The organism is Streptosporangium sp. NPDC000509 (genome assembly GCF_042898365.1).
In the GTDB taxonomy this organism is placed as follows: domain Bacteria; phylum Actinomycetota; class Actinomycetes; order Streptosporangiales; family Streptosporangiaceae; genus Streptosporangium.
In genome coordinates, this window is sequence record NZ_JBIAYX010000004.1 from 236,267 (window position 1) to 259,642 (window position 23,376).

Here is a 23,376-nt window from a genome sequence, read left to right on the forward strand (position 1 = left end):
GTTTCCCGGGGTGCCCCGGGATCCCCCGGGCCGAGCCCGGAGGACTCCAACCGGCCCGGACGTCGCCCGGTGCGCCGCGAACCGGTGGAGATCCCCCGGAGGGCGGGGCCCCGATCGGAGTGGAGAATCACCCCGATCGCGGCCCGCCCTCCGGGGAGGAGATCACAGACCGGGGGCGGGGAAGTGGGAGGTGAGCTCCCTGACCTCTCCGTGGACCCGGGTGATGACGTGCTTGGCCTCGTCCTCGTCCTTGGCCAGGGCGGTGACGACCTGGTCGATCCAGGCGCCGATCTGCCGCATCTCGGCGACGCCCATGCCCCGGCTGGTCACGCCCGCGGTGCCGATGCGGATGCCCGAGGGGTCGAACGGCTTGCGCGTGTCGAAGGGCACGCTGTTGTAGTTGGTCTCCAGCCCGGCCTTGTCGAGGGCCTGGGCGGCGGGCTTGCCGCCGATGCCCTTGGGAGTGAGGTCAAAGAGAATGAGGTGGTTGTCGGTGCCGCCGGAGACCAGGTCGAAGCCCCGGGCCAGGAGCTCCTCGGCCAGCGCCCGCGCGTTCATGACCACCTGGCGGGCGTAGTCCCTGAACTCGTCGGTCGACGCCTCCTTGAGCGCCACCGCGATGGCCGCGGTGGTGTGGTTGTGCGGGCCGCCCTGCAGGCCGGGGAAGACGGCCTTGTTGAGTGCGGTGGCGTGCTCGTCGGAGGTGGCCATGAGCATGGCGCCCCGGGGACCGCGCAGGGTCTTGTGGGTGGTGGTGGAGATGACGTCCGCGTGGCCCACGGGCGACGGGTGTGCGCCGCCAGCCACCAGGCCCGCGATGTGCGCGATGTCGGCGGCGAGCACCGCCCCGACCTCGCGGGCGATCTCGGCGAAGGCCGGGAAGTCGATCGTGCGCGGCACCGCGGTGCCACCGCAGAAGATCAGCTTGGGGCGCTCGCGCAGGGCGATCTCGCGCACCTCGTCCATGTCGACGCGGCCGGTGTCCTGCCGCACGCCGTAGCGGACCGGGTTGAACCACTTGCCGGTGGCCGAGACCGACCAGCCGTGGGTCAGGTGGCCGCCGAACGGCAGGCCCATGCCCATCACGGTCTCACCCGGCTTCAGGAAGGCCAGGTAGATGGCGAGGTTGGCGGGTGAGCCCGAGTAGGGCTGCACATTGGCGTGGTTCACGCCGAACAGGGCCTTGGCCCTGTCGATGGCGAGGGTCTCGATCTGGTCGATGACCTGCTGGCCCTCGTAGTAACGCTTGCCGGCGTAGCCCTCGGAGTACTTGTTGGTCAGGACGGTGCCGGTGGCCTCGAGGACGGCCTTGGAGACGTAGTTCTCCGAGGCGATCAACTTGACGGTGTCGGACTGCCGCCGCTCCTCGGCCTTGATGAGCTCGGCGATCTGCGGATCCACGCTGGAAAGAGCGCTCATGCGCCTTCACTCCCCTGTCGTCGTCGACATCGCGCGAAGACCCAGGCGCTCGGCCTCCTCGCCCTTTCGCTCCCCGGTGGTCTCTCCCACCTTATGCGCCAGTCGCGGCTTAGACGATAGCGGACTAAGCCACGCGCCCGGCGCGACCTGCGCCCTCGACAGGCCAGAGCCGGTCGACCTCGGCGTTGAGCGTGGCGCCGATGAGCACGGCCAGCGCGGTGATGTAGAGCCACAAGAGCACGGCGATGGGGGCGGCGAGCGAGCCGTAGATGGAGACGGGCGAGAACCAGGCGGCGAGGACCGCGCGCAGCACGGCGGCGCAGGCGATCCAGATGACGAGGGCGAGCATCGCGCCCGGGAGCTCGCGCCACCAGCGCGTGCGTACGGGCACGCTCACGTGGTAGAGCAGGGTGAGGAAGATCACCGAGCCGATGACCACCACCGGCCAGTAGAGGATGTCGACCAGCACGGTGTAGTCGGCCGGCAGGGCCCCGCGCAGCGCGGCCGGGCCGAGGACGAGCACCGGCATCACCACGAGGCCGATCAGCAGACCGGCCAGGTAGAACCCGAAGGACATCAGGCGGGTGCGGATGATGCCGCGCTCCTCGCCGAGGCCGTAGGCGACCGAGATCAGGTCGACGTAGACGAACAGCGCCCGCGAGCCCGACCAGAGCGCGAGCAGGAAGCCCAGGGAGATCAGCGAGACCTGGTTCTCGGGTTTCAGCACGTCCTCGATGAGGGGGGTGACGACGGTGTCCACGGCGTTGTCGGTGAACAGCAGGTGGGCCTGCTCGTCGATCCAGTCGCTGACGTTCTTGACCGTCTCGGGGCCGAACACGCGGGTCAACTGGCCGAGCATGCCGATCAGGCCGAGCATGAACGGCGGGAGTGACAGCAGCGCGAAGAAGGCCGCCTCACCCGCCAGGCCGGTGACGCGGTAGGTGACGCCCGCGTTCGTGGTCGCGACGATCAGGGTCCACACGTCGGTGCCGCGGATCCACGAGAGCAGCGCCCGCAGCCTGCCCCAGACGTCCCTGCGGAGCCACGCGACGCCGGCGCGCAACCGCACCCCGGGCCCGCGCGGGGGGCGCCGCTCGGGCCCGGGCCGATGGGCCGGGGCATCAGTGGACGTCATGCCACACAACGGTATTCCTAGCCGCTCTTGATCACGAGTCAGGCGGGCAACGATCGAATCTCGCCCGCCCGCCCTCGGTGCCCGCGGCGAAACCTACCTGCGGTAGAACGCCTCGGCGTCGTCGACGTCGACGATGCGCGCGCCCAGCGGCAGCAGGGAGACCGGGATCAGCTTCAGGTTGGCCAGGCCCATCGGGATGCCGATGATCGACAGGAAGAGTGGGATCGAGGTCAGCAGGTGCCCGATCGCGAGCCAGACGCCGGCCACGACGAACCAGATCACGTTGCCGATGGTCGACAGCGCGCCCGCGTCGGGGTCGCGCACCACGGTCCTGCCGAAGGGCCACAGCGCGTAGGCGGCGATCCGGAACGACGCGATGCCGAACGGGATCGTGATGATCAGGACACAGCACACGATTCCCGCGAGTACGTAGCCGATCGCCAGCCAGATCCCCGCGAAGACCAACCAAATGACGTTCAACAGTGTCCGCATATTTACGAGCATGTCAGGTGAAAGGGCGCCTGCTCCATCCGGCGTCTCCCTGGAACACCCCTGATCCGGACCCCGACCCGAGTGGGGCGCCCGTTTCACCGCGACGCTCCGGTGAAGTCCCTGTCGATCGCGGCTCAGGTCCGAGGGAGGAGCCGAGCGATGCCCCGGCCGGAAAGGGCGGAGAATGGAGCCATGATCTGCGAGGACTGCAAAGAGCGGCGGCACGACGAGTGCCGGGGAGGCTCGTGGTGCGACTGCCAGCACCAGCCTGCCCACGAGCCTCGGGAGTCGGCACTCGACTGGCTTCGCCAGGGCTGATCCGAACCCCCGGCCCCGCCACTCCCGTCGAGATCCTGCCGCCCGGCGGGTGGCAGGGTCTCGACGGGCGGCTGCCCCCGCTCCCCGCGCGACTCCCGATACCACGTTCGCGTCCAGATGGTGGACCCCACATTGGACATCCACCGCGCCCAAGGTATCGTCGTAGGCATGCCAGCGGACCCCTTGCTCGTCGTGCGACGCCACGTCGACCTCCTGCGTGTCCGCAGCGCCATCTGTTGTGACGTCCGTTAACAGTCGCCCCCTGCTGATTTCACCCAGCTCGGCCGCGTAACAGGCGTCCTCTTCTGAGTAATCGACCCCCGCACTCGACGATGAGGCGGGAGGTGCCGCCTGTGCGCGTCCGGAAATCATTCCATCGAGCCACAAAAAGGACGCGCGCATGACGACCCCAGCCCGGTCGGCGAACCGACATCACAAGCGCCCGCGCGGCGAAGGTCAGTGGGCTCTCGGTTACCGCGAGCCGCTGAACAAGAACGAGGAGAACAAGAAGAACGACGACGGGCTCAACGTCCGTCAGCGGATCATCGACGTCTACTCCAAGCGCGGCTTCGACTCCATCGACCCCTCCGACCTGCGCGGCCGGATGCGCTGGTTCGGGCTCTACACCCAGCGCAAGCCCGGGATCGACGGCGGCAAGACCGCGATCCTGGAGCCGGAGGAGCTCGACGACCGCTACTTCATGCTCCGGGTCAGGATCGACGGCGGCCGGCTCAACCTGGCCCAGCTGCGCGTCATCGCCGACATCTCCAACCTCTACGGCAGGGGCACCGCCGACGTCACCGACCGGCAGAACATCCAGCTGCACTGGATCGAGATCGAGGCCGTTCCCGACATCTGGGAGCGTCTGGAGTCGGTGGGCCTGTCCACCACGGAGGCCTGTGGCGACACCCCGCGCGTCATCCTGGGCTGCCCGCTGGCCGGGATCGACACCGACGAGGTCATCGACGGTTCCGCGCAGATCCAGGAGATCCACGACACCTACATCGGCGACCCCGCCTACTCCAACCTGCCGCGCAAGTTCAAGTCCGCGGTGAGCGGGTGCCCGGCGCACTGCACCGTGCACGAGATCAACGACGTGGCGTTCGTGGGCGTGGTGAACGAGAACGGCGAGCGCGGCTTCGACCTGTGGGTGGGCGGCGGCCTGTCCACCAACCCGATGCTGGGCAAGCGGCTGGGCGTCTTCCTCACCCCGGACCAGGTCGCCCCCGCCTACGGTGGCGTGATCGGCATCTTCCGCGACTACGGCTACCGCCGCCTGCGCCACCGGGCCAGGATCAAGTTCCTGATCAACGACTGGGGCCCGGAGAAGTTCCGCGACGTCCTGGAGAAGGAATACCTGGGATACGTCCTGCCCGACGGCCCCGCGCCCGAGCAGCCGCGCGGCGGCCGCCGGGACCACGTGGGCGTCTTCCCGCAGAAGGACGGCAACTTCTACGTCGGCTTCGCCCCGAAGGTCGGCCGCCTCGACGGCGACAAGCTGAACCTCATCGCCGACATCGCCGAGCGGCACGGTTCCGACCGGGTGCACACCACGGTCGAGCAGAAGATGGTCATCCTCGACGTGGCACCCGACAGGGTCGACAGCCTCGTCGCCGAGCTGGAGGCGGGCGACCTGCAGGTCAACCCCTCCACCTTCCGCCGCCAGACCATGGCGTGCACCGGGATCGAGTTCTGCAAGCTCGCCATCGTCGAGACCAAGGTCACCGCGGCCAACCTGATCGACGAGCTGGAGCAGCGGCTGCCCGACTTCAAGAGCCCGCTCACCATCAACGTCAACGGCTGCCCCAACTCCTGCGCCCGCATCCAGGTCGCCGACATCGGCCTCAAGGGCCAGCTCGTCGTGAACGACAAGGGCGAGCAGGTCGAGGGCTTCCAGATCCACCTGGGCGGCTCGCTGGGCGTCAACCCCGGCTTCGGCCGCAAGGTCCGCGGCCTGAAGGCCACCTCCGAGGAGCTTCCCGACTACGTGGAGCGCGTGCTCCGCAACTTCGAGAAGCAGAAGGACGAGAACGAGACCTTCTCCGACTGGGTGCAGCGCGCCGACGACGCGGACCTGAAGTGAACGGCCGACACGCCGTCCTTTCGGTAACGGGCGGGACGAGGAGGAGCGGATGAGCGAGCGAGCCGTTCCCTTCCACTGCCCGTACTGCGGTGAGGAAGACCTGGAGCCCTACGAGGGCGACGGCGGCTGGTACTGCCGGTCGTGCGTGCGCGCCTTCAAGCTGAAGTTTCTCGGAATCGGGGTGCGCTCGTGACGCACGGCGAATCCGACGCGGCGAACGTGCCGGCCGCGCCGACCTCTCCGACCGGAGAGGTCACCGCGACCGGCACGGCCCGCACGGTGAGTTCCGGCACGACGACGAGCGCGACGGCCCGCGAGGCACGACCTGCCCGCGCGGCGAACGAGGATTGGATGAGCGAGCGATGACACTGGTGGACATCGAAGTCGGGTTACGTCAGCAGCGCGGGACCCTCGACCTGCAGGAGATCGTCGAGTCGGCCGCGCGGTTCCTTGAGGACGCCTCGGCCCTTGAGATCATCCGCTGGGCGGCGGCGACCTTCGGCGACCGGCTCTGCCTGACCGCCTCCATGAGCGACGCCCTGCTGATCGACCTGGTCAGCCGGGTCAAGCCCGGCGTGGACGTGCTGTTCATCGACACCGGATACCACTTCGCCGAGACGATCGGCACCCGTGACGCCGTCCGGCAGGTCTACGACGTGAACGTGATCGACGTGAAGCCGTCCCGTACGGTGGCGGAGCAGGAGCGCGACCTGGGCCCGCGCCTGTTCGGGCGCAACCCCGACCTGTGCTGCTACCTGCGCAAGGTCGAGCCGCTGAACCGCGCCCTGGAGCCGTATCTCGCCTGGGTCTCCGGCATCCGCCGCGACGAGGCCGTCACCCGCGCCGGCGTCAAGGTCGTCGAGTGGGACGCCAAGCGCCAGATGGTCAAGATCAACCCGATCGCCCGGTGGACGCAGGACGACGTCGACAACTACATGGCCGACAACGGGGTGCTGATCAACCCGCTGCACTACGACGACTACCCCTCGATCGGCTGCGCCCCCTGCACCCGCCAGGTCGCCCCGGGAGAGGACCCGCGCAGCGGTCGCTGGGCGGGCATGGGCAAGACCGAGTGCGGGCTCCACGTATGACCTGGCGTGCCACCGGCGCCGCTCTCGGGACACCGCTGGTCGCGGTGGCGCACGGGTCCCGTGACCCGCGCGCCGCCGCGACGGTGGAGGCCCTGCTCGACCTGGTACGGGACGCGCGGCCCGAGCTCCTCGTACGCACCGCCTACCTCGACCACGCCTCCCCGACGCTTCCCATGGCGCTGTCGGGGCTCACCGAGGCGGCGGTGCTGCCGCTGCTGCTCACCGAGGCCTACCACAGCCGGGTCGACATCCCCGGCGCGCTGGCCGAGGCGACGGCGCGCAGGCCCCTGCTGCGCGTGCACGCGGGCGCCACGCTCGGCCCGCACCCGCTGCTCGTCTCCGCGCTGGAGCGGCGCCTGGCCGAGGCCGGCGTGGAGCCGGGCGAGTCCGGCACCGCCGTGGTGCTGGTCTCGGCCGGTTCCAGCGACCGGCGGGCCAACGCGACGGTCGCCGGGATCGCCGGAGACTGGGCGAGGCTACGCGGCTGGCGGTCGGTGACGGCCGCCTACGCCTCGGCCGCCGGCCCCACCCCCGAGGAGGCCGTGCTGCGCCTGCGGCGCTCGGGCGCCTCGCGGATCGTGGTCGCCCCCTACCTGCTCGCCCCCGGCCACTTCGCCGACAGGATCCGCCGCGAGACCCTGGCGGCGGGCGCCGACGCCGTCGCCGACGTGCTGGGCGCCGCCCCCGAGGTCGCCGCGGTGCTGCTCGAACGCTACGAACTCGCCACCCACCGGCACCCCGCCCTCGCCACCGCCTGAGCCCGGCCCCCCTAGGAACCTCCGGGGCTTATCCGGGGGGTGCCGTGTTCTTGCCATCGCAGCTCAGGCGGACCATCTCCCCGGTGCGCGGATCCACCTGGCGTACGTTGTCCCGGCAGACCGGGGGGATCATCTCCCGCACCGTGAGCGACCACCGGAAGGGGAAGGGGCGCGCCGCGGCGAGTTCCTCCTCCCAGCCCTCGAAGGGGGTCTCCCCCTTGGCCTCGCCGGGCAGTACGGCCGCGGACACGACCTGTCCCCCGGCCGGACGATTCTCGCCCGGGATCACACTGACGCCCGCGACCTGCCTGAAGATCTCCGTGGTGTATCCGTCGGGGCCGCTTCCGCACAGGTGCAACTGGGGAGGGCCGTCGCCGATCCAGACGATCACTCGTCGCATCGGCCCGGAGCAGCGGATGGTCACCCCCAATGGCCTGCTCCCGGACCCGACCCGGAGTTCCTCGCGTGTCCCGCCGGTCCTGTAGTCGCCGCTCGCGACCTCGTCCCCGGAGTACAGTTCGCCCAGCGGCTGTGACGTCGTCGGGACTGTGGGGGACGGCCGGGCCATGACTCCGGTCCAGATGCCGAGGTCGTCGGCGACGCCGCCCGCAGGGGTGCTGAGGGCCACCACGGCGACGATGACGGCCGCTACCGCACCGCCCGCCGTCCAACGACGGCGGCGCCTGATCACGCGGGCGCGCCGGTGGACACCGGCGACGGTCACGCCCCTGTTGTGCCCCTCGTCCTCGTCCTCGTTCAGGATCTCGCGCAACTCGGATTCGGTGATCGTCATCTCAGCCCCCCGTGGTGATCGCGGCGACGGCCGCGGAATCGACGCGCAGCTTGCGCAGTGCTCTGCTGGCCTGGCTTCGTACGGTCGCCACCGAGCAACCGAGGATCTCGGCGATCCGCTGGTCGGGCAGGTCCGCGAAGTAACGCAGGACGATCACGGCCCGCTGCCTGCCGGGAAGCCCGGCAAGAACCTGCCGGACCGCCTCCCGGCCGGCCACCGCGTCCATCGTGTCGCCGTCCGGCATCTCGGGAAGGACCGCGCTCGGCAGCTCTCCGCGCCATCTGCGGCGCCACCAGGTGGCGTGGGTGTTGACCAGGATGCGGTAGACGTACGGGTCCGGATCGTCACCCACCCTCCGCCAGGCGAGCCATGCCTTGGCCAGGGCCGTCTGTACCAGGTCCTCCGCCGTGCCCCAGTCGCGGCACAACAGGTGGGCGGCCCGTAACAGGCGCGCCGAGCGCTGCTCCACGTAGTGCTCGAAGTCAGCCCGATCTCGCATCGGGGGATCCTCACTGTCGGTGTATGTCACCGATCACTACGCCCCGGGGATCCCGGGATGTTGCACGTGCTCCGAAGTCGCCCCAGGGAGCGAGAGGTGAGGCGGCCCCTCAGAGGTCGGGAAGCCGGGGTGGCGCCGGGGGCCAGGGGGGCCTCGGACGCTCCTCGTTGGAGGGGTGGATCTGGTGGGGGCCGGGCCCTGCTCTGTGGTGGCCGTACTCGCCGGTGAGTTCGGCGCGCATCTCCTCCCACTGCTTGCGCCAGGCCGCCATCGCCTTCTTGAGTGGCTTGGCCTTGGAGTCCCCGACCACCTTGACGCTTCCCATGAAGGCGTAGGCCACGACCCGGACGAGCGGCGCGTTCGTGCCCGGGGGTGCCTCGATGACCTGGACCTTCTTGTCCCCCATGATGGCGATGCCGTCGATCTCGACGTCCACCCCGTCCGGGACGATGATCTTCACGTCACCCATGATCGCGGTGGCCGCGATGTCGACCACCCCCGTGCGCACCTCCGCCTGGCGCAGGTCGAGCAGCACGTCGCCCATCACGGCGACGGCGCCGAGTGGCTTGTCGATCCGCCAGGTGCCGCGCCGCTTGGAGCTGCTCATCACCGCCACGAACCAGCGCCGCACCGAGCCGCCCTCCCCCGACGAGGGCTGAGGATAGGCGGGAGCGGGCACCGGGCGACCGCCGGGCAGGTCGGAGGTGATCACCGCCAGCTCGGCCTGGGTGACGGCGGTGTAGGCCGCCTCGGTACGCTCGGTCAGCTCCCCGAGGGTGAGACGGCCCTCGACGGAGGCGACCCGCAACCACTCGACGGCGGCTTCCCGCTCCGCGTCCGAGACCCGCATTTCCCCGGGATTATTCATAACTCACAACATATCGCGAGTTGCTCCGGCGTGCGGATCCCCCCGAGGGAGGAAACTCGCTAATCAGATCGGATGACGCCTCCCCACCAGGGGCGCGGGACCGGCGTACGGCCGCGCCGGGGAGGCACGCCATATGATCCGGAGGCATGTACCGAGAACTCCTGGACGCGGTGGCGGCCAACGACGCCGAGCGGGCCGAGCGGCTGCTGCGGAACGGCACGAGCGCCGACCCCGACGGCACGGAAGAGCCCACCGCCCTTTACCTGGCATCGAACCAGGGCCGCGTGGACATCGTGCGCGCGCTGCTGGCCCACGGAGCCGACCCCAACCGGATCAGTGGCGGCGAGGACGAGGGACTGCCCCTGTGCGTGGCCTCCTCCTGGGACCATGTCGAGGTCCTGCGGGCGCTGCTCGCCGCCGGTGCCGACGTGTCCGGGCGGGAGGCCGGCGGATGGACCGCTCTGCTCTGGGCGGCCGCCAACGGGCGGGCGGACGCGGTCGGCGCGCTGCTCGCCGCAGGAGCGAACCCCGAGGACGCCAACGAGGGCGGCGACACCCCGCTCACCCTGGCCACCCGGCGCGGCGCCCTGGGCGTCGTACAGACGCTGCTGCAGGCCGGCGCCGAGGCCGACCGGCCCGACGGCGACGGCGACACACCGCTGTCCATCGCCTACGACTGGCTGGGCACCCAGCTGGAGAGCGCGCTTCTCGAGCAGCTCACCGAGCAGGCCCCCGAGGGCTCGCAGTTCGTCGTGGGCCGCAGCAGGGCGAAGGACGGCACCGACCTGGTGACCGTCGCGGCGGTGGGACCCGACGGGACCCGCGTCGCCGAACTCACCTGCCAGCGCGGGCACGCGGCCGTCGCCACCCTGCTGGAGGACGCCACGGGCGAGCGGCTGCCGTTCGACGAGCTGGTCGAGCGGGCGATGCCCTACCGGGACATCGACGAGGAGGCCGAGACCTGGTGGACCGTGGCGAGCTCGCTGAGCAGGCGCGACGACGGTGAGACCTTCGACGCGGCGGCGCGGCTGTGCTCGAACGAGGATCCGCGCAAGCGGGAGTTCGCCGTCGACGTGCTCGCCCAGCTCGGCTTCACCGAGAACGAGAAGCCGTTCCTGGAGGAGTCGCTGCCGATCCTGCGACGGATGGCGGCCACCGAGGGCGACGAGCGGGTGCTGCGTTCGGTGCTCGGCGCGCTCGGTCACCACGCCGACCCGCGTGCCCTGCCCGAGGTGCTGGAGATCGTCACCGCCGACGGCTGGACCCGCACCCAGGCCGATCCCGCCGCGCTCGCCGCCGTCCTGCCCCCGGGTCACGCCGAAGGGCTCGCGCTGCTCATCTCCATGACCGAGGACCCCGACGCCGAGGTGCGCGACTGGGCCACCATGGGCCTGGCGGGCCTGACGGAGGACCCCAAGGACACCGAGCGGATCCGCGACGCGCTCGCCGCCAGGCTCGACGACGAGGACCTGAACACGGTCGCCGAGGCCACGCGCGGCCTCGCCACCCGGGGGGACGCGCGAGCCCAGCGGGGCGCGGAGCGCGTGCTCGCGGAGAGCGACGAGGACGACGACTACGTCCGCGACCTGGTCAAGAATCCCTGACGCGCGGGCGGGGGCCTCACCCGGCGGTCCGCGCCCGCTCTCGCCTCGTCCCGGCGTCGTCGGGACGAGCGCGGATCCTCCCGCGTGGCCGACAGTGGTCCGTACGCGTATCCGCGCGGTCCGCGCCGTACGCGTACGGCGGGGTGAACTTCCGGAAGCCGGTGTCCAACAGCGGACGTAAATCGGATATAGCGCCCAATAAAGGGCAACTTTCCCTCGGCAGGATGTTGAGATAGGCGCAGAACCCGGCGACGAGCCGAATGAGTTACCGGAGGCCGCACGTGACCCATGACGTCTTCAACCAGGCTCACCCGCTCACCGGACACGACGTGTCCGCCGACGCCGCCCTGATGGACGGCGTGGAACGCGAGGGGGCGGGATGGGCCACCGGGGAACTGCACCGGCTCGGTCTTCTCGCCGGTTCGGAACAGGCCCAGGAGTGGGGAAGGCTCGCGAACGAGCACCCGCCCGTCCTGCGCACCCACGACCGCTACGGGAGGCGGATCGACGAGGTGGAGTTCCATCCCGCCTGGCACGAGCTGATGACCGTCGCCGTCGACAACGGCATGCACGCCACCCCGTGGGCGAGCGCCAGACCGGGCGCGCACGTGGCCCGCGCCGCCAAGTTCTACGTCTGGAGCCAGGTCGAGGCCGGACACGGCTGCCCGATCTCGATGACCTACGCCTCGATCGCCGCGCTGCGGCACAGCCCGGCGCTCGCCGCCGACTGGGAGCCCCTGCTGGCCTCGCGGAGCTACGACTTCGGGCTGCGCCCGCCGCTCGGCAAGCGCGGCGTGCTCGCGGGAATGGCGATGACCGAGAAGCAGGGCGGCTCCGACGTTCGCGCGGGCACCACCCGCGCCGAACCGCTGGGCGACGGGAGCTACGCCCTGACCGGGCACAAGTGGTTCAACTCCGCCCCGATGTGCGACGTGTTCCTCGTCCTCGCCCAGGCCCCCGGCGGACTGTCGTGCTTCCTGCTCCCCCGCGTCCTTCCCGACGGCACCCGCAACGCCGTCCACCTGATGCGGCTGAAGGACAAGCTGGGCAACAGGTCCAACGCCAGCGCCGAGGTGGAGTACCACGGCGCGACGGCCCATCTGGTGGGCGAGGAGGGACGCGGAGTGCGGACCATCCTGGAGATGGTCAACATGACCCGGCTGGACTGCGTGATCGGCTCGGCGGCCGGCATGCGGTACGGCGTCACGCAGGCCGTCCACCACACCCGGCACCGCGGGGCGTTCGGCAGGAAGCTCGCCGACCAGCCGCTGATGCGCAACGTCCTGGCCGAGCTCGCCCTGGAGTCGGAGGCGGCGACCGTCCTGATGACGCGGCTGGCCGGAGCCACCGACCGGGCCATCGCCGGCGACCAGGCCGAGGCCGCGTTGCGCCGCACCGCGCTGGCCGTGAGCAAGTACTGGATCTGCAAGCGCGCTCCGGCGCACGCGGCGGAGGCGCTGGAGTGCCTGGGAGGAAACGGCTACGTCGAGGAGTCGCAGATGCCCAGGCTGTTTCGTGAATCGCCGCTGAACGGCATCTGGGAGGGATCGGGGAACGTCGCGGCGCTCGACGTGCTGCGCGCCCTGGGCCGCGAGCCCGAGGCGCGGGAGGTGTTCTTCGCCGAGGTCGCGCTCGCCGCCGGTGCCGACCGGCACCTGGACGCCGCCGCCGACCGCCTGCGCAAGTCTTTGGACGACACCACCGACTTCGAGGTCCGCGCCCGGCGCGTCGCCGAGGACATGGCGCTGGTGCTGCAGGGCTCCCTGCTCGTGCGGCTCGCCCCCGCGGCCGTCGCCGACGCCTTCTGCGTCTCCCGCCTGGCCGGGGACACCGGCCGCGCCTTCGGCACCCTGCCCGCCGGTCTGGATCTGGACGTCCTTCTCGACCGCGCCTCCTTCTGACCTTCGGTGCCCGGCTGTGTCCAGGGCGCGCCCCGGACACAGCCGGGCACCGGCGCCGAGTAGGGTCGGTCATGGCCAACGGTTCATGATCGAAAGGATAATCGCCATGGCGACGACACGTACCGCGACGACCCAGTGGAAGGGCGCGCTGCTCGACGGTTCCGGCAGCGTCTCCCTCGACTCCTCCGGGGTGGGCACGTTCGACGTGTCCTGGCCCTCGCGCGCCGAGCAGGCCAATGGCAAGACCTCTCCCGAGGAGCTCATCGCGGCCGCCCACTCCTCGTGCTTCTCGATGGCCCTCTCCCACGGGCTGGCCCAGGCGGGCACCCCGCCCCAGACCGTGGAGACGAAGGCCGACGTGACCTTCCAGCCGGGTGAGGGCATCACCGGGATCGTCATCTCGGTCCGCGCCCAGGTTCCCGGCCTCACGGCCGAGCAGTTCCAGGAGGCGGCCGAGACGGCCAAGGCCAACTGCCCGGTGAGCAAGGCCCTCTCGGGCACGACGATCAGTCTCAACGCCGAACTGCTGAGCTGATCACGGCCGTACACGCACGCCGCCGATCGGGGCCGTAGGCGCGCGATCGGGCTGACCGGGGACCGAACCGCTCCGGCCGGGCACTCACCCGGCCGGACCTCCTTCAGCGGGCAACCGCCTCGAACCGGTCACCCTGGGTGGTCGACGGCGGGCCGAGCACGACATCTTCGCGGCCACGCGTGTCCTCGCCGGACACGCGTGGTCACAGGGCATGCACGGAAACGGCAGGTACGGAAAGCACGCCAAACCCTGGATACGAAACTCCTCGATACCACCCTAAAGTGACAGAGGCGAGAACACCCTGCACAGGGGAGCCTTACCAGAGGAGAATAGGGTCACATGCGCGCAGTCTGGCCGGGAGAGTCTTATCCGCTCGGCGCCACCTGGGATGGCGTGGGTGCCAACTTCTCACTGTTCTCCGAGGTAGCGGAGCGTGTCGAGCTCTGCCTTTTCGGAGACGACGACCGCGAGGAGCGCGTCGAGCTGACCGAGGTCGACGGATTCGTCTGGCACGGCTACGTCCCGGGGATCATGCCGGGGCAACGGTACGGCTACCGGGTCCACGGCCCCTACAACCCCGACCAGGGGCACCGGTGCAACCCTTCCAAACTGCTCCTCGATCCCTACGCCAAGGCCGTCGAGGGCGACGTGAAGTGGAACGAGGCGATGTTCTCGTACCAGTTCACCGATCCGGGAAACCGCAACGACGAGGACACCGCCCCCTTCATGCCGAAGAACGTGGTGATCAACCCGTTCTTCGAGTGGGGCAACGACAGGTCGCCCCGGACCCCGTACCACCAGACCGTGATCTACGAGGCGCACGTGCGCGGGCTCACGATGCGCCACCCCGCGGTGCCCGAGGAGCAGCGCGGCACCTACGCGGGACTGGCCCACCCGGCGGTCATCGACCATCTGCTGAGCCTGGGCGTCACCGCGGTGGAGCTGATGCCGGTGCACCAGTACGTCCCCGAGCACGCGATGGTCGCCAGAGGGCTGACCAACTACTGGGGTTACAACACGATCGCCTACCTGGCCCCGCACGCCGCCTACTCCGGCTCGGGCCAGCGCGGTGAGCAGGTGCTGGAGTTCAAGGCGATGGTGCGGGCGCTGCACGAGGCGGGCATCGAGGTCATCCTCGACGTGGTCTACAACCACACCGCCGAGGGTGATCACATGGGCCCCACGCTGGGTTTCCGCGGCATCGACAACCGGTCGTACTACCGCCTGCACGACGGCGACCGGCGCTACTACCTCGACTACACCGGCTGTGGGAACTCCCTCAACGTCCGCTCTCCGCACGCCCTCCAGCTGATCATGGACTCGCTGCGCTACTGGGTGCTGGAGATGCACGTGGACGGCTTCCGGTTCGACCTGGCCTCCGCCCTCGCCCGCGAGCTGCACGACGTCGACCGGCTGAGCGCCTTCTTCGACCTGATCCAGCAGGATCCGGTGATCTCCCAGGTGAAGCTGATCGCCGAACCGTGGGACGTGGGGCCGGGCGGTTACCAGGTGGGCAACTTCCCGCCGCTGTGGATGGAGTGGAACGGCAAGTACCGCGACAGCGTGCGCGACTTCTGGCGCGGGAGCGGGTCCGCGCTGCCCGAGTTCGCCTCCCGGCTGACCGGGTCCGCCGACCTCTACGCCATCTCGGGGCGCCGCCCGGTGGCCTCCATCAACTTCGTCACCTGCCACGACGGGTTCACCCTGACCGACCTGGTCTCCTACGACCACAAGCACAACGAGGCCAACCTGGAGAACAACCGCGACGGCACCGACGACAACCGGTCGTGGAACTGCGGGGCCGAGGGCCCGGTGGAGGACCCGGAGATCGTGAACCTGCGCCGGCGCCAGCGCCGCAACTTCCTGGTCACCCTGTTCGTCTCCCAGGGCGTGCCGATGCTGCCGGCCGGCGACGAGTTCGGCAGGACCCAGCACGGCAACAACAACGCCTACTGCCAGGACAACGAGGTCTCCTGGATCGACTGGTCGCTGGCCGGAAGCGAGGGAGACCTCCTCGACTTCGTCAGGAGCCTGTCCAAACTGCGGCGAGAGCATCCCGTCTTCCAGCGGCGGCGTTTCTTCCACGGCCACAAGGCCGACGACGGGACCCGCGACATCGTCTGGCTCACTCCGGCCGGGGTGGAGATGTCGGCCGGTGACTGGCACACCGGTTACGCCAAGTCGCTCACCGTCTTTCTGAACGGCGACGCCATCACCGAACCGGACACGCGAGGCGAGCGGATCGTGGACGACTCGTTCCTGCTCCTGATCAACGCCCACCACGAGAACATGGCCTTCAGCCTCCCCGAGGCGAAGTACGGCAAGCGATGGCAGCACGTGCTGGACACCGCGGACGACGGTCCTGAGGCGTTCCCCTTCTCCGAGGGGTCCTGGCCGGCCGAGGCCTCGGTGGAGGTGACCGGGCGCTCGGTGCGGATCCTGCGCTGCGCGCGCCTGTAGGGATCCCGTACGCCCCTCGGGCGACGAACAGGAGGGACGGCTCTCAGACGCCGGACGCCCCCCGACATCGGACTCTCAACCCCCTGAACCCTCAAGCGCCGGACTCTCAGGCACCGGACGCGACCGCGGCGGTGAGCAGGACGAGCACGAACGTCACCACTCCCACGGCGCCGTGCAGCAGGACGGCGACCACGGGAAAGCGCTGCTCGGCGCCGCGGGCGTGGCGGCCGGCGCCCAGCCAGCGGGTGAACATGGTGAAGCCCAGCAGCGCGGAGGCCGAGAGCACGCCGAACGACAGCCAGGCGAAGAGCGGGTCCAAGGTGACCACGTGGACGACCCAGCAGGCCAGGGCGGAGATCGCCAGGACCGGATGAGCGAAGATCAATAACGTCGGAAAGCGAGTCACCTTGGTCGCCTGCTGACGTAGCCCTCCCCCGGAGAGCCACAGGTACAGCAGGTAGATCCCGGCCATCGCGGTGATCAACCATGTCACGATCGTGACAAGCCTCACACGACCCTCCCGTCTCTTCAAGGATGAATCATGTATCGGGAGTCATCCGAAGTCACTACAAGCCACCCCAACCGTTATCGACCATTCCGGGAAAGTTCACAGCTCGCCTCCATGCGAAGGTAGGGCCATGCGCCTCATCCATCCCGAGACCTCCGCCGAGGTCGATCTCGCGCGGGTCTACGCCTATCCGGACGCCCCGTGCCTCAGGATCAACATGGTCGCCAGCGCCGACGGCGGGACCTGGCTGAAGGGTTTGTCCGGCGAACTGTCCGGCAGGGGCGACCGCCAGGTCTTCTGGGTGCTGCGCGGGCTGGCCGACGTCGTCGTGGCCGGGGCGGCGACCGTACGGGCCGAGGGGTACGGCCCGGTACGGGCCAGGCCGTCGTGGCACGGGCTGCGCGAGGGACGCCCCGCCGTCCCGCCGGTGGCGGTGATCACCCGCGGGCTCGATCTCGACCTGTCGGGCCCGCTGTTCACCGACGCGGACCCCGAGGCGCGAACGATCGTCGTCACCTGTGAGGCGGCTCCCAGGGAACGCCGCGAGGAGGCCGCCAGGAACGCCGACGTGATCGTGGCCGGGGGCGAGCGGGTGGATCCGGCGCTGGCGGTGAGGGAACTCGCCGAACGCGGCCTGGGCCGGATGCTGTGCGAAGGCGGCCCGACGGTGAACGCCCAGTTCGCCGCCGCGGACCTGGTCGACGAACTCTGTCTCACGGTGAGCCCGATACTGATCGGCGGAGACGCCGCCAGGGTCCTCGACGGCCCGTCCTCGCTCGCTCGCCTGCGCCTCGCCCACGTCCTGGAGGACGAGGGGTTCCTCTTCACCCGCTACGTCCGGCGACGTGACGAGGAGACCGAGACCGTCTGAAGCCCGCCCCCCACCGCGCCGAGGGCTCAGGGACGTCGAGGATACAGAGGACGCCGAGCACGCCGAGCACGCTGGGGGCATCGAGGACTCAAGGGGTCCCGTGACCTCGCCGAGGATTCCGCGAGGCCGGACCGGCATTCGCCTGGACTTCCCCGCACAGAAACGATATATCTCGAATATGCCACGAACCCCTTCCTCCGACGACGACCTGCGCGCCTCGCTCGAGGCCCGCAGGCATCTGGGGCCGGAATACGAAGACTCCCTCGTCGAGGGCTTCCTGGAGAAGATGGACCAGGAGATCGACAAACGGGTGGACGACCGGCTCGCCCAGGCGCGCAGGGAGAGCCCCGGGGTCCGCCCGTCCCTGGACGCCGGGCAGCGGCTCGCCCTGGCGATCATCTCCCTCGGGCTCGGGGTGCCGGGGACGGTCGCGGTGTCCTACACCGGCCTGAGCGAATCAGTCCTCATGTTCATCCTGGCGCTCATGTGGGTCGGGATCATCGGCGTGAACGTGACGTTCGCCGCCGCCCGGCGACGCCGAGGCTGACCCTCGCCCCCGTTCCGGCCGCACTCCCGCCGCTTTCCCGCGCCCGGCGGGTCGAGCCCGCTCGACCCGCCGGGCTTTTTGATCTTTGTCACAAAGATCGAGAGATACCTGTGATGTTGTTGATTCTCCTGATTTACTCCTCGTTCATAGACAGGAAACCAGGAGTCGCGCCACGGGGGTGCGGCACGCGTGACATCCAGGAGGCCGACGCACAGTGGTCGACGTCAACACAGAGGCCCTCAAGGCCGCCACCCAGAACCTGATCAGGGTCTTCCGGCCGATCGCGGAGCAGGTCAGCACCCTGGCCGAGAACACACGGCTCAGCGCCTACCAGTGGGGCGCCATCGGCGCGGTCACGGTGGCCAACAACTACACACCGTCCCGTGAGTACCAGGCCAAGCAGGCCGCCGACTTCGTCAAATGCCTCGACGGCATCAACGCGGGACTGCTCAGCGTGGTGCACCACTACCGGGAGGCCGAACTGGCGACCGCCATTCGCGCACAGGACACGCTGAAGACGGCCGACCTCCAGGGCAAGATCGCGCTGGACGTGGCCGACCTCGAAAGGGCGACGAAGGGCAAGGCCCTGGGGCCCACCGACTGAACGGGAAGGAGGCTCCATGGCGGGCGAAGAGGCTTTCACCGGTGCCGTGGCCGGGGTCGCCACCATCGGCGGGATGAAGCTCCTGGGCACCTACGGCCCCGCGTGGGCCGCCACCCTGGCGAAGATCCAGCTGGCCGGGACACTGGCCAAGCCCGCGGCGGGCGCGGCGGCCGTATGGCTGCTCGCCCAGCCGGGGGACGACCAGGCGATCACCGAGGCGTTCAACGACTGGCGTACGGTCAACCTGAAACTCCTGCACCTGCGGACGAGGGAGTGGGACAACGAGGTCAAGGCGGTTCAGGCAGCCTGGCCCGAGGGCGAGGACCGCAAGGCCTTCGACAGGTTCATGTCGATCGTCTTCCAGGAGGTCCAGCAGCTGGAGACGGCCGCGTCGCAGATGGCCACCGCGGTGCAGGGCGCCCAGTCGGAGATCCATAAGATCGTCAACAACGCCGGAACGATCGTCGACGGCCTCCTGGGCATCATCATCGCCTCGGAGATCGTCGAGCTGATCGGCAAGCAGATGATGGCCTCGGCCGTGCCGCCGGTCGCCGCGCAGGGCGCCACGTTGGTGGCGATAGCCAAGGCCACTCAGGAGTCGTCCGGGCTCCTGCTGATGGGCACGACGGTCAACGCGGTCGTCGGCGCGACGGCGGCCGTCATCTTCAGCCTGGGCAACCTGACGGCACTGATGGGCGCGGACAACCAGTTCCCCCTGCCGCAGGCCAACCTCGACAGTGACGGCACGGACGGCAGGACGGACTTCGACGACATCGTGCGCAAGAGCGCGACCAGATCGCCGGGGGAAGGCTGGTCCTACACCTGATCGCGCACGCGGGGCGGGGGTATGACGTGTCCCCGCCCCGCGTCGTGTGCGACCGCGTCGGATCTCGTACCCGGCGCGCGCCGACACGGACGCGACCCGGCGCCGGAGCCCTCGTCGCGCATCGCGTGCACGTCGGCGTCACCGTGGTCCCGGTGCGGGAGCCGCCTCAGACCTGGTACTTGTCGCGCATCTCCCGGAGGTTCCGCAGCGCCTCGGCGACCCGTGGGTCCGCGGAGAGGCCCCCTTCCGGGTCCAGGGTGGGCATCCGTCCCTGCAGCGCCTCACTGAACCCCGTCATGCCGCCGAGCAGGGGCGCCAGCACCTCGTCCATCCGGGCGGCCGCCATCTTCGAGGCCTCCCCCACGGCCTCCATGATCGCCTCTCCCAGCGCCTCCGAGCCAAGTCTCATCGCCCTGGGATTGATGTCGACGCCCAGCAGTGCCCCGCCGGGAGCGACCTCCACCTTCACCAGCCCGTCGGCCGCCTCGCCGTGGGCCCGCATCTCGGTCAGCTCCTCACGCATCCGCTCGTAGCGCGCCGAGAGCTTGTCGAACCCCTCCGCCAGCTGGTCCACCTCAGGATTACCCGTCCGCCCGAAGCGGCCGTCAGCCGTGGTCATCCGAATCCTCCAGGAAACGAGTCAAGATCAAAAATGCCATACGCACTCTAATGCCCTATATGGCGATAACGCGGGTAAACAGCCACCATCCACCTCAAGGAAGTCACCCGACGACGGGCCCGAACAGGCTCGGCGCTCTCCAGGGGGCGCCGTTCAGGCGCGCGCGGCCGACCAGCCGATGTGGGGTGCCACGCGGGCGAGCAGTCCCGGCAGCGCGGGGTGAAGGCCGGTCGGCAGTTCGTCCTCGCCGAACCAGGTCAGGTTCCCGATGCGGTCCGGCTCCGACGGCGTGACCTCGCGCGGGTCGACCAGAACCGCGAACTGGACGGACACCCAGTGGGTCGGCACGTCTGGCGAGGTCCGCCTCACGTTGGCCACCCCCACCTGGACCAGCTCCAGGGCGGTGGCGCCGAACTCCTCCCCCACCTCGCGCCGCACACACTCCTCGAAGTCCTCGCCGAAACCGAGTTCGCCCGCCCCGGAGTCCCACAGCTCGCGGCTGTCTCTCGCCTTGGGGCCGCGCAGGTGAAGAAGGACGCGGCCCTCGCCGTCGTGGCAGACGAAGCTGCAGCTGACCCCGATGTGGGAGCGGCCCGCCTGGCGGGGGTCGACGGGTGCCGTGCTGTTGTCGCGGTCGCTCAAGGGAGTCCGTCCTGGGCAGGGGAGGTACGGGCGGTCGCCCGCCGGTCAGGGACAACCGTAGGTCAACCGGCACTCGGAGCACACCACGAGACCGGGAGTCACCGGGTCCCCCTCGGAAGCGCACCTAAAGGCAGCGAGCCGGGAACGACGGGCGAAACGGGTGGTCCGCCCCGGAGCCGCCACGGCGGCGGGACCGGGCACTCGACGGGACGGACCAGTATGATCATCTGTCGTACCCACCGACGTCCGGACGCTGGCGCGCCGCCCGGACGGTGGCATCATGGCCGATCCGCAGAGCGTGGAACGGCCGGCAGATGATCTCCCCCCTCAGCGGGAAGGTGAAACACCCTCCACATCTCTAAAGACGCCAAAACGGCCATAAAAGGGTGCTTCGCCCTTCAAGATTTTTCCGGGCGCGCACAACACGCGGGCGGCCTCCCGGACACACCCCCCTCCGATCGCCCCCCGTCCCCGGATCTCCTCCCTCCGCCCACCCCGGAGACCGCATAGGCTGGTGGAATGGACAAGGTGGTAAAGAGCGACGCCGAGTGGCGCGTCCAGCTCTCTCCCGAGGAGTTCCGCGTGCTCCGCCAGGCGGGGACCGAGCGCGCCTTCACCGGGGAGTACGTCGACACCAAGACGGTGGGTGTCTACAGCTGCCGCGCCTGCGGCGCCGAACTGTTCAGGTCCGATACCAAATTCGACAGCCACTGCGGCTGGCCGAGCTTCTACGAGCCGTCGAAGTCCGAGGCGGTGACCCTGATCGAGGACCGCTCGATGGGCATGACCCGCGTCGAGGTCAGGTGCGCGACCTGCGACTCGCATCTGGGCCACGTGTTCCACGGCGAGGGTTACGGCACCCCCACCGACGACCGATACTGCATCAACTCCGTCTCGCTGAGGCTGGAGCCCGTCGAGTAAGCTACCGGCTCACACCCGTGAAGGCCTCGCCGGAGCGCACCTCCGGTGGGGCCTTCAACGCGTTCGGACAGTCATGTCGCTCCGCCCGGAAGGTTAACGAGCCGTCAGGAGGGGCAGAGCGAGACGACCCACGGTATTCACGGTTTCGCTTATTGTGATCGTCTAAGGAGTCCTCGTGCATCTCCGCCACAAATGGGAGATCATCGAGACCATCGGCCGGGTGGTCACCCAGCGCTGCTCGATCTGCGGCAAAACCCGGGTCCGGGTGGCCCCGGTGGCGCGCCGCGTCGACTATCGCGGACTCGGATAGGTGAGGCGGCAGTCGGGGTCGTCGGGGCCGAGGACGTTGGCCAGGACCGGGTTGCCGTTCTCCCCGAATTCCGCCTGGACGAAGACCACGGGGCTGGGCACGCCAAGCTCTCCGACGAGATAGTCGACCCCCGCCTCACAGAGCTTGATCGCCTGCTTCGAGTTACTCGCGCTCTCCGGCAGGTCCGTGTATATCCGCAGATAGCCTCCGACCATGCGGATGTCCTTGACCCGCTTGGTCGCCTTACGGCTCTCGAAGTAGGCCACCGCCTTCTTGTCGGTGTGCTTGGACGGCCCCGAGGCCTCGGTCTCCCTGTCTTTCTGGCGCTTCTTCTCGGCCTTGGACCGTTTCGCGGTCTCCTCCTCGCTCTTCGCCCCCTTCCCGTCCACCTCGGCGGCCACCACCGCGCCCGACACGGGGGACTGCGGCGGTGCGGCGGCGCGGGGAACGGCGCTCGGCACCGGCGCCGGGGTCATCCCGCCCGCCGAGGCCTGATCACCGGAAAACCACCCGCTCACCGCGAGGGCCCCCACGGCGAAGGCGGTGACGGCCACCGAGACTTCGAGAACGGGTGAGCGAGACTTCTTTCTCCGGCGCCCCCGAGCACGTCGCCTGGATCGTGCCAGATCTTCGCCCCTTTTCACCTTCGGCCTCACATAGACGGGTGATTTTCCCCGAGTATGACAAAGCCAAGGGACGGTAAAGAGACCTTCAGCGGATTATTTTCCGCCGGGCCGTCACAGGAGACACTTCCTTCACCTCACGAAACTCCCGAACCTCACGGGTTTCGAGAGGTTCACGGAGTGTGCCCGGCCGCGCCTCCCCTTCGCCGCCGGGCCGAAGCCCCGCGGCGAAGGAACGCGCGGAGGCTACGGCAGCGCCGCGATCAGCTCGCTCGGCGGCTTGCGGACCCCCGTGTAGAAGGGCGTCTCCTCGCGGGTGTGCCGCCGGGCCTCGGCGCCCCGCAGGACGCGCATCAGGTCGACGATGCGGTGCAACTCGTCGGCCTCGAAGGCCAGCATCCACTCGTAGTCGTTCAGCGAGAAGCAGGCGACGGTGTTGGCCCGCACGTCGGGGTAGTCGCGGGCCATCCTGCCGTGCTCGGCGAGCATCCGGCGGCGGTCGGCGTCGTCCAGGAGATACCACTCCAGGGAACGCACGAACGGGTAGACGCTCACGTACGCCCGCGGCTCCTCCTCGGCCAGGAAGGCCGGGATGTGTGACTTGTTGAACTCGGCCGGTCGGTGCAGCGCCATGGCCGACCAGACCGGCTCGGCCAGCTGTCCCAGGCCGGTGCGGCGGAAGCGCGAGTAGGTCTCCTGCAGGTCCTCCGCCGTCGGGGCGTGCCACCAGAACATGAAGTCGGCGTCGGCGCGGAAACCCGACACGTCGTACAGACCGCGGGTGACCACGTCCTTGCGGCCCATCTGGGCCATGAGCTCCTCGACCTCGGCGGCCATGCCCTCCCGGTGGCCCGGACAGCGCTCCTTCATCCTGAAGACCGACCACATCGTGTAGCGGATCACCTGGTTCAGGTCGCGCGCCTTGGGGCGCGGGTTGGCGTCCGTCATC

General features: G+C 69.7%; 27 protein-coding genes and 1 riboswitch. Of the genes, 16 read left to right on the forward strand and 11 right to left on the reverse strand.

All coding sequences use genetic code 11. The annotated features are described in order from the left end of the window. Positions 1-162: 162 nt before the first annotated feature. The 3 genes from glyA to ACFY3D_RS09795 form a co-directional block, all read right to left on the reverse strand. The gene (gene glyA / locus ACFY3D_RS09785) at positions 163-1,419 is read right to left on the reverse strand and encodes a serine hydroxymethyltransferase (RefSeq protein ID WP_389977124.1); all 1,257 of its coding nucleotides are present in this window, start codon (positions 1,417-1,419) and stop codon (positions 163-165) included. A 32-nt stretch (positions 1,420-1,451) separates the two neighbouring features. Further along, a riboswitch (ZMP/ZTP riboswitch) is annotated at positions 1,452-1,530 on the reverse strand. A gap of 13 nt (positions 1,531-1,543) precedes the next feature. Beyond that, on the reverse strand, positions 1,544-2,554 hold the full coding sequence (locus ACFY3D_RS09790; protein WP_389977127.1) for a YihY/virulence factor BrkB family protein: 1,011 nt from the start codon (positions 2,552-2,554) through the stop codon (positions 1,544-1,546). A 93-nt stretch (positions 2,555-2,647) separates the two neighbouring features. Continuing rightward, entirely contained in the window at positions 2,648-3,046 is a 399-nt protein-coding gene (locus ACFY3D_RS09795) for a YccF domain-containing protein (protein ID WP_350946724.1), read from the reverse strand. Positions 3,047-3,532: 486 nt separating this feature from the next. Here ACFY3D_RS09795 and ACFY3D_RS09800 point away from each other — a divergent pair, with 486 nt between their 5' ends. The 6 genes from ACFY3D_RS09800 (at position 3,533) to ACFY3D_RS09825 (ending at position 7,296) form a co-directional block, all read left to right on the forward strand. After that, positions 3,533-3,616 carry a putative leader peptide gene (locus ACFY3D_RS09800; RefSeq protein ID WP_350917820.1) on the forward strand — a complete coding sequence of 28 codons (84 nt, stop codon included), beginning with the start codon at positions 3,533-3,535 and terminating at the stop codon, positions 3,614-3,616. 148 nt (positions 3,617-3,764) lie between these two features. Beyond that, the gene (locus tag ACFY3D_RS09805; protein ID WP_350946721.1) at positions 3,765-5,447 is read left to right on the forward strand and encodes a nitrite/sulfite reductase; all 1,683 of its coding nucleotides are present in this window, start codon (positions 3,765-3,767) and stop codon (positions 5,445-5,447) included. Positions 5,448-5,496: 49 nt separating this feature from the next. After that, a complete protein-coding gene (locus ACFY3D_RS09810; RefSeq protein ID WP_012893136.1) occupies positions 5,497-5,640 on the forward strand; it encodes a hypothetical protein in 144 nt (47 codons plus the stop codon). Then, positions 5,637-5,813: a hypothetical protein gene (locus tag ACFY3D_RS09815; protein ID WP_362900185.1), complete on the forward strand. Its 177-nt coding sequence runs from the start codon at positions 5,637-5,639 to the stop codon at positions 5,811-5,813. The genes ACFY3D_RS09810 and ACFY3D_RS09815 overlap by 4 nt, the downstream gene beginning before the upstream one ends. Beyond that, a complete protein-coding gene (locus ACFY3D_RS09820; RefSeq protein ID WP_350946719.1) occupies positions 5,810-6,538 on the forward strand; it encodes a phosphoadenylyl-sulfate reductase in 729 nt (242 codons plus the stop codon). The genes ACFY3D_RS09815 and ACFY3D_RS09820 overlap by 4 nt, the downstream gene beginning before the upstream one ends. Beyond that, entirely contained in the window at positions 6,535-7,296 is a 762-nt protein-coding gene (locus tag ACFY3D_RS09825; RefSeq protein ID WP_389977130.1) for a sirohydrochlorin chelatase, read from the forward strand. The genes ACFY3D_RS09820 and ACFY3D_RS09825 overlap by 4 nt, the downstream gene beginning before the upstream one ends. Before the next feature lie 28 nt (positions 7,297-7,324). On the opposite strand, the gene ACFY3D_RS09830 is transcribed toward ACFY3D_RS09825, so the two are convergent. The 3 genes from ACFY3D_RS09830 to ACFY3D_RS09840 form a co-directional block, all read right to left on the reverse strand. Beyond that, complete coding sequence (locus ACFY3D_RS09830) at positions 7,325-8,089, reverse strand: hypothetical protein (RefSeq protein ID WP_389977133.1); 765 nt, start codon at positions 8,087-8,089, stop codon at positions 7,325-7,327. Position 8,090: 1 nt separating this feature from the next. Next, on the reverse strand, positions 8,091-8,588 hold the full coding sequence (locus ACFY3D_RS09835) for a SigE family RNA polymerase sigma factor (protein WP_389977136.1): 498 nt from the start codon (positions 8,586-8,588) through the stop codon (positions 8,091-8,093). A gap of 109 nt (positions 8,589-8,697) precedes the next feature. Next, a complete protein-coding gene (locus ACFY3D_RS09840) occupies positions 8,698-9,438 on the reverse strand; it encodes a DUF1707 domain-containing protein (RefSeq protein ID WP_389977140.1) in 741 nt (246 codons plus the stop codon). 164 nt (positions 9,439-9,602) lie between these two features. Here ACFY3D_RS09840 and ACFY3D_RS09845 point away from each other — a divergent pair, with 164 nt between their 5' ends. From ACFY3D_RS09845 to glgX, 4 genes are all read left to right on the forward strand, one after another. Continuing rightward, positions 9,603-11,060 carry an ankyrin repeat domain-containing protein gene (locus tag ACFY3D_RS09845; RefSeq protein ID WP_389977143.1) on the forward strand — a complete coding sequence of 486 codons (1,458 nt, stop codon included), beginning with the start codon at positions 9,603-9,605 and terminating at the stop codon, positions 11,058-11,060. 281 nt (positions 11,061-11,341) lie between these two features. Further along, positions 11,342-12,961 carry an isovaleryl-CoA dehydrogenase gene (locus tag ACFY3D_RS09850; protein WP_389977146.1) on the forward strand — a complete coding sequence of 540 codons (1,620 nt, stop codon included), beginning with the start codon at positions 11,342-11,344 and terminating at the stop codon, positions 12,959-12,961. A 106-nt stretch (positions 12,962-13,067) separates the two neighbouring features. Next, the gene (locus ACFY3D_RS09855; RefSeq protein ID WP_329083919.1) at positions 13,068-13,496 is read left to right on the forward strand and encodes an OsmC family protein; all 429 of its coding nucleotides are present in this window, start codon (positions 13,068-13,070) and stop codon (positions 13,494-13,496) included. A 339-nt stretch (positions 13,497-13,835) separates the two neighbouring features. Then, positions 13,836-15,956, forward strand: a complete 2,121-nt coding sequence (gene glgX / locus ACFY3D_RS09860; RefSeq protein WP_389977149.1) for a glycogen debranching protein GlgX — start codon at positions 13,836-13,838, stop codon at positions 15,954-15,956. A gap of 106 nt (positions 15,957-16,062) precedes the next feature. On the opposite strand, the gene ACFY3D_RS09865 is transcribed toward glgX, so the two are convergent. After that, positions 16,063-16,467, reverse strand: coding sequence for a hypothetical protein (locus tag ACFY3D_RS09865; RefSeq protein WP_389977152.1), 405 nt, complete (start codon positions 16,465-16,467; stop codon positions 16,063-16,065). 127 nt (positions 16,468-16,594) lie between these two features. Between ACFY3D_RS09865 and ACFY3D_RS09870 the strand changes: the two genes are divergently transcribed. The 4 genes from ACFY3D_RS09870 to ACFY3D_RS09885 all read left to right on the forward strand — a co-directional run bounded on the left by ACFY3D_RS09870 (position 16,595) and on the right by ACFY3D_RS09885 (position 19,312). Continuing rightward, positions 16,595-17,335 (forward strand): pyrimidine reductase family protein, encoded by a 741-nt coding sequence (locus ACFY3D_RS09870; RefSeq protein WP_389977154.1) that lies wholly within the window; start codon positions 16,595-16,597, stop codon positions 17,333-17,335. A gap of 178 nt (positions 17,336-17,513) precedes the next feature. Beyond that, positions 17,514-17,882, forward strand: a complete 369-nt coding sequence (locus tag ACFY3D_RS09875) for a hypothetical protein (protein WP_362900199.1) — start codon at positions 17,514-17,516, stop codon at positions 17,880-17,882. Positions 17,883-18,096: 214 nt separating this feature from the next. Then, a complete protein-coding gene (locus ACFY3D_RS09880; protein WP_350946708.1) occupies positions 18,097-18,486 on the forward strand; it encodes a hypothetical protein in 390 nt (129 codons plus the stop codon). A 16-nt stretch (positions 18,487-18,502) separates the two neighbouring features. Further along, positions 18,503-19,312, forward strand: a complete 810-nt coding sequence (locus tag ACFY3D_RS09885; RefSeq protein WP_389977157.1) for a hypothetical protein — start codon at positions 18,503-18,505, stop codon at positions 19,310-19,312. A gap of 166 nt (positions 19,313-19,478) precedes the next feature. Here ACFY3D_RS09885 and ACFY3D_RS09890 read toward each other — a convergent pair whose 3' ends face one another. Both ACFY3D_RS09890 and ACFY3D_RS09895 read right to left on the reverse strand, forming a co-directional pair. Next, entirely contained in the window at positions 19,479-19,931 is a 453-nt protein-coding gene (locus tag ACFY3D_RS09890; RefSeq protein WP_350946706.1) for a YbaB/EbfC family nucleoid-associated protein, read from the reverse strand. A gap of 153 nt (positions 19,932-20,084) precedes the next feature. Then, positions 20,085-20,573, reverse strand: coding sequence for an NUDIX domain-containing protein (locus ACFY3D_RS09895; RefSeq protein ID WP_389977160.1), 489 nt, complete (start codon positions 20,571-20,573; stop codon positions 20,085-20,087). Positions 20,574-21,092: 519 nt separating this feature from the next. Here ACFY3D_RS09895 and msrB point away from each other — a divergent pair. Together msrB and ACFY3D_RS09905 are read left to right on the forward strand one after the other, a co-directional pair. Beyond that, positions 21,093-21,494 (forward strand): peptide-methionine (R)-S-oxide reductase MsrB, encoded by a 402-nt coding sequence (gene msrB / locus ACFY3D_RS09900; RefSeq protein ID WP_350946704.1) that lies wholly within the window; start codon positions 21,093-21,095, stop codon positions 21,492-21,494. A 175-nt stretch (positions 21,495-21,669) separates the two neighbouring features. Then, complete coding sequence (locus ACFY3D_RS09905) at positions 21,670-21,804, forward strand: hypothetical protein (RefSeq protein WP_350946703.1); 135 nt, start codon at positions 21,670-21,672, stop codon at positions 21,802-21,804. Here the strand turns inward: ACFY3D_RS09905 and ACFY3D_RS09910 are convergent. Both ACFY3D_RS09910 and hemQ read right to left on the reverse strand, forming a co-directional pair. Then, positions 21,786-22,358, reverse strand: a complete 573-nt coding sequence (locus ACFY3D_RS09910) for a hypothetical protein (RefSeq protein WP_389977163.1) — start codon at positions 22,356-22,358, stop codon at positions 21,786-21,788. The genes ACFY3D_RS09905 and ACFY3D_RS09910 overlap by 19 nt on opposite strands. Before the next feature lie 315 nt (positions 22,359-22,673). Beyond that, the gene (gene hemQ / locus ACFY3D_RS09915) at positions 22,674-23,375 is read right to left on the reverse strand and encodes a hydrogen peroxide-dependent heme synthase (RefSeq protein WP_350946701.1); all 702 of its coding nucleotides are present in this window, start codon (positions 23,373-23,375) and stop codon (positions 22,674-22,676) included. Position 23,376 lies beyond the last annotated feature (1 nt).